We start from the raw sequence: 4715 nt of genomic DNA on the forward strand, positions 1-4715 counted from the left end.
CTGGCCACGGCCACGCACACGCCTTGCGGCAAGGGCGCCAGCAGCTTGTCGGCGCCCGGCCGCTGTGCGGCGTAGCGCGAGCCCTGCCCCGCAGCCAGCAGGATGCCGACTCGCAAGGGGCCCGGGTAGGGATAGACACTAGAGACATTCGCCATAATGATCAGTATAGTGAATATAAGCCGTGACAGCGCCACGGCCCTTCACTGTGAGAAGCCGATGAACGCTCTGGATCTGGACGTATTGCAACATGCCCGGGACTGGGTGGCCGCGGGCAGCCGCGTGCACCTGGTGACCGTGGTGCAGACTTGGGGCTCGGCGCCGCGCCAGGCGGGCGCCATGCTGGCCCTGCGCGACGATGGCCGCATGGCCGGTTCGGTTTCCGGCGGCTGCATCGAGGACGACCTGATTCTCCGCGCCCGCGAGGGCGCGCTGGAAGACGCCCCCGCCCGCCTGACCTATGGCGTCACGCGCGACGAGGCCGCGCGCTTCGGCCTGCCTTGCGGCGGCACGCTGCGCCTGATCAGCGAACCGCTGCGCGACACGCAATGGCTGGACCTGGTGCTGGAAGCCGTACGCGGCCATCGCCTGGTCCAGCGCACGGTGGATCTGCACGACGGCAGCAGCTCGGTATCTGCCGCCGGCCCGGCCGATGGCCCGGACTTCGACGGCCGCATCTTCCGCAGCGTGTACGGCCCGCGCTGGCGGCTGCTCATCATCGGCGCCAACCAGACTGCCCAGGTGCTGGCCAACGTCGCCGCGACGCTGGATTTCCACGTCACGGTCTGCGACCCGCGCGAAGAATTCTTCGGCAATTGGAATCTGTCCCAAACTACCCTGCTCACCAGCATGCCCGACGACGCGGTGCTGGAGATCGGCACCGACGAGCGCACCGCCATCGTGGCGGTCACCCACGACCCCAAGCTCGACGACATGGCCCTGCTGGAAGCGCTGAAATCCCCGGCGTTCTACGTGGGCGCGCTGGGTTCGCGCGCCAACCAGCAAAAGCGCCGCGAACGGCTGCGGCTGTTCGACCTGGACGACAGCCAGATCGCGCGCCTGCACGGCCCGGTGGGGCTACGCATTGCCAGCAAGACCCCGGCCGAGATCGCGGTGGCAATCGCCGCCGAACTGATCTGGGTGCGCAACACCTTGGGGGACGGCGAGGCTGCGCGCAGCGCGCCTCAGGTCAACGCGCTGCAAGGTTGAGACAGGCGGCCGGCCCCGCCCTACATGGGCTTGAGCGTAGTGCGGCTGTACTGGTTGTTGGCTTCCACCAGGGTGGAAAGCAGCTTCATGAAGATTTCCTGATTGCGCATGGACAAGGGCTCCAGCAGGCGCTGCTGGGCGCGCGCCATGCCTTCCTGCAGGATGCCCATGATGCGCAACCCTTCCTGGGTGATGACAGCCTGGCGCGAGCGCTTGTCGTTGGGATTGACGCGCCGTTCCACCAGGCCGCGCTCCTGCAGGCGCTTGACCACGTCCGCGGTGGTGGTGCGGTCCAGTCCCAGTTCCATGCCGATGGCGGTCTGGTCCAGCCAGGGGCTGAGCGACAGCGCGGTCAACACGCCATACTGCACCGGCGTCACGTTCTGCGTCTTGCACTCCTCGTAGAACATGGCGTAGTGGATCTGGTTCAGGCGCCGCACCAGATAGCCTGGACGCGACCAAAGTACCTGCTTGGCCGGATCGAAAATCTTGGTGTCCATCTTATGAGTTGCGACGCGCTTCAGGGACGTCGTCTTTTTCTGTACATCCGGCACGTTGAGGCAGCTCCAATTTAGTTAGTGCACTGAGGATAATACCACCGGGCGCTTCCTGTCGAGCGGCACGCTGCAAGCGTTTGCCTGAAATCAAAACCGCGCCGCGCAGAAGCGCGCGGCGGGTCGAAAATACGCCGCGACGCCTAGCGCGACTGCTCCGCCAGATAGTCCTTCAAAGACTGCACCAGCGCCGCCGCGGCCGGCGACAGGCTGCGGTTGCGCGCGGTCACCAAGCCGATGGAACGCTCGGCCACGGGGCCGATCAGCGGACGCTGCACAATGCCATTTTGCGCCACCGCGCTGGCGGCGATTTCAGGCAATGCCGCAACGCCGAATCCGCACTCGACCATGGCGACGATGGTGGTCAGATGCTCGGCCTCGAACGCCGGCGTGAAGCGGATCCGGTTCTGCAAAAAGGCCCACTCGGTATATTGCCGCACGCTGCTCGGCTGCACCATCGACACGTGCGCCGCGTCGGCGGTATCGGCCCAGCGCAGCGGGCCACGGGCGCGCGCCAGCGGATGGGCTTGGGGGATCAGCAGCAGGAAGCTGTCGGACATCAACGGCACGTAGTGCAGGTCCGCATGCTGCGGATCGGCAGCGGTCAGGGCGAAGTCGACCTCACCCGCGCGCACCAGATCGAAGGACGGACCCGACAAGGTGTCGCGCACCTTCAGGGCGACCTGCGGGTGGGCCTGGCGGTAGGCCATCAGCACCCGCGGCAACAGACGGGCGGCGATCGAAGGCAGGGCCGCCACCGACACCTGGCCCTGCTCCGCATTGACGATGCCGCTGACGGCGGCGATGGCGTCACGGAAGGCCACTTGCAGGACGGCGGCCTGTTGCATGAAGACTTCGCCGGCGGCCGTGAGGCGGACCGTGCGCGTGGTGCGGTCGAACAGGCGCACGCCCAGCGCGTCCTCGATACGCTGGATCTGCGTGGACAGGGCCGATTGCGACAGGTGTAGCTGCGCGGCGGCCTGGCGGAAGTTGAGCGTGCGGCCCAGCACCAGGGTCGTGTCGATATCGCGCATCGAAAGATTGATCTGCATGCCGGCAGCGGCCTCTTTATTGATCTAAATTAACGATCATTCTATCCAAAAAATCTGATTCATCAATCAAATCGGGTTCTCTACACTCGCCTCCAGCGAAATTTCAGATGAAGGAGCAAACCATGCAGACGGACGCGATAGCGCTGCCCAATCCGGGCGCGGCGCATGCGGTGGTGGTGGGCGGCGGCACCATGGGAGCCGACGTGGCGGTGGTGTTGACCCGCGCGGCCTGCCGCACGACCGTGATCGAATCGAATGCCGGACGCGCTGCGGGCCTGCCCGCCCGCGTCGCGGAAAACCTCAAGACCATAGGCCGGGACGCGAACGCCGCCCTGCTATCCACCGCGTCCAGCCTGGACGAGGTGGACTGGTCCGGCGTGGACCTGGTCATCGAATGCATCCCCGAACGCCTGGACATCAAGCAGGCGCTGTTCGCGGACCTGGCGCAACGCGCCCGGCCCGGCGCCATCCTGGCCAGCAACAGTTCCAGCTTCCCGATCAGCGCCATCAGCCAGGGCCTGGACACTCGCGGCCGCATGCTGGGCTTGCACTTCTTCATGCCCGCGCATCTGGTACCGCTGGTGGAAGTGGTGCTGGGCGAAGCCAGCGACCATGCCTGCGCGGATACGCTGATCGAATTCATGCGCCGCTGCGGCAGCGTGCCGGTCAAGGTGCGGCAGGACCTGCCGGGCTTCCTGGCCAACCGCCTGCAGCACGCGCTGTCGCGCGAGGCCTTCGACCTGATCGACCGCGGCATCGCCTCGCCGGAAGACGTGGATGCGGCGGTGCGTTTCGGCTTCGGCTTCCGCTTCCTGGCGGCCGGCCCCGTGATGCAGCGCGACCATGCCGGCATCGACGTGCACGCCGCGGCCGGCGCCACCATGTACCCCACCTTCTGCAACGCCAGCGAGCCGGCGCGCTGCCTGACCGAACGCGCCCAGGACGGCCGCCACGGCATGAAGACCGGCGAGGGCTTTTACGCCTGGACGCCCGAGACCATCGCCGCCGAACGCGCGCGCTACGACCGCCTGTTGCGCGCGGGCCTGGACCTGATTGCGCCGGAACTGCCGGAGATCAAGCCATGAGCAACGCGCCCCTGCCCCGCGCCGCCCTGGCCAACTCGCCCGTCATCATCACGGTGGCGCCCAATGGCGCCTACAAGAAGGCGGCCGACCACCCGGCCGTGCCGCTCACGTCCGAAGCCCTGGCGCGCGAAGCGCGCGCCTGCCTGGACGCCGGCGCCGCCATGATGCACATGCACGTGCGCAAACCTGATGGCAGCCACCTGCTGGACGCGCAGGCCTACCGCGACGCCCTGGCTGCCGTGCGCAACGCCGTGGGCGATGAGTTGCTGGTGCAGGTGACCAGTGAAGCCGCCGGCGTTTACAAAGCGGCTGAGCAGATCTCCCTGGTGCGCGAACTGCAGCCGGAGGCCGTGTCCATCGGGCTGCGCGAGATCGCCGTGCCGGACATCCCGGAGACCGAGCTGGCGGCCTTCCTGGCCTGGATCGCGGAGCGCCGCATCATGACGCAGATCATCCTGTACGACGAAAGCGACGTGCGCCGCTGGCTGTCGCTGCGCGCGCGCGGCCTGGTGCCGCCGGGAGCGTGGTCGGTGCTGTTCGTGCTGGGCCGCTACAGCGCAGGCCAGACCTCCTCTGCCTACGACCTGCTGCCCTTCCTGGCCGCGTACGACCAGTCCCTGCCCTGGGCCGTCTGCGCCTTCGGTCCCGAGGAGAATGCCTGCGTCACCACGGCAGCGGCATTCGGCGGTCACATGCGCGTGGGCTTCGAAAACAACCTGAAGCTGCGCGACGGCAGCACCGCGCCCGGCAATTCGGCGTTGGTGCTGCAAGCCGCGCAAGGCGCACAGGCGCTGGGCCGCCCGCTGGCCACGGCCGCC

Annotated in this window: 5 protein-coding genes; 3 read left to right on the forward strand and 2 right to left on the reverse strand. The window is 67.6% G+C overall.

Going from position 1 to position 4715, the window contains the following annotated elements:
- Positions 1–216: 216 nt before the first annotated feature.
- A complete protein-coding gene (locus VIR09_RS07985; RefSeq protein WP_332012390.1) occupies positions 217–1206 on the forward strand; it encodes an XdhC family protein in 990 nt (329 codons plus the stop codon).
- A 20-nt stretch (positions 1207–1226) separates the two neighbouring features.
- On the opposite strand, the gene VIR09_RS07990 is transcribed toward VIR09_RS07985, so the two are convergent.
- Both VIR09_RS07990 and VIR09_RS07995 read right to left on the reverse strand, forming a co-directional pair.
- Positions 1227–1694: a MarR family winged helix-turn-helix transcriptional regulator gene (locus tag VIR09_RS07990; protein WP_414639403.1), complete on the reverse strand. Its 468-nt coding sequence runs from the start codon at positions 1692–1694 to the stop codon at positions 1227–1229.
- Between the two features lie 209 nt (positions 1695–1903).
- Positions 1904–2812 (reverse strand): LysR family transcriptional regulator, encoded by a 909-nt coding sequence (locus tag VIR09_RS07995; protein WP_332012392.1) that lies wholly within the window; start codon positions 2810–2812, stop codon positions 1904–1906.
- Between the two features lie 122 nt (positions 2813–2934).
- On the opposite strand from VIR09_RS07995, the gene VIR09_RS08000 reads away from it, so the two are divergent.
- Both VIR09_RS08000 and VIR09_RS08005 read left to right on the forward strand, forming a co-directional pair.
- Positions 2935–3897 (forward strand): 3-hydroxyacyl-CoA dehydrogenase family protein, encoded by a 963-nt coding sequence (locus VIR09_RS08000; RefSeq protein WP_332012393.1) that lies wholly within the window; start codon positions 2935–2937, stop codon positions 3895–3897.
- The coding region (locus VIR09_RS08005; protein WP_332012394.1) for a 3-keto-5-aminohexanoate cleavage protein at positions 3894–4715 on the forward strand (822 nt) is incomplete at its 3' end. The genes VIR09_RS08000 and VIR09_RS08005, both read left to right, overlap by 4 nt.

This window comes from Achromobacter sp. (assembly GCF_036567245.1).
In the GTDB taxonomy this organism is placed as follows: domain Bacteria; phylum Pseudomonadota; class Gammaproteobacteria; order Burkholderiales; family Burkholderiaceae_B; genus Achromobacter.

Bases quoted from the DNA above. Each gene is read 5' to 3' on its own strand.
- VIR09_RS07985 (WP_332012390.1), top strand. From the start codon at position 217: ATGAACGCTCTGGATCTGGACGTATTGCAACATGCCCGGGACTGGGTG.
- VIR09_RS07995 (WP_332012392.1), bottom strand. From the start codon at position 2,812: ATGCAGATCAATCTTTCGATGCGCGATATCGACACGACCCTGGTGCTG.
- VIR09_RS08000 (WP_332012393.1), top strand. From the start codon at position 2,935: ATGCAGACGGACGCGATAGCGCTGCCCAATCCGGGCGCGGCGCATGCG.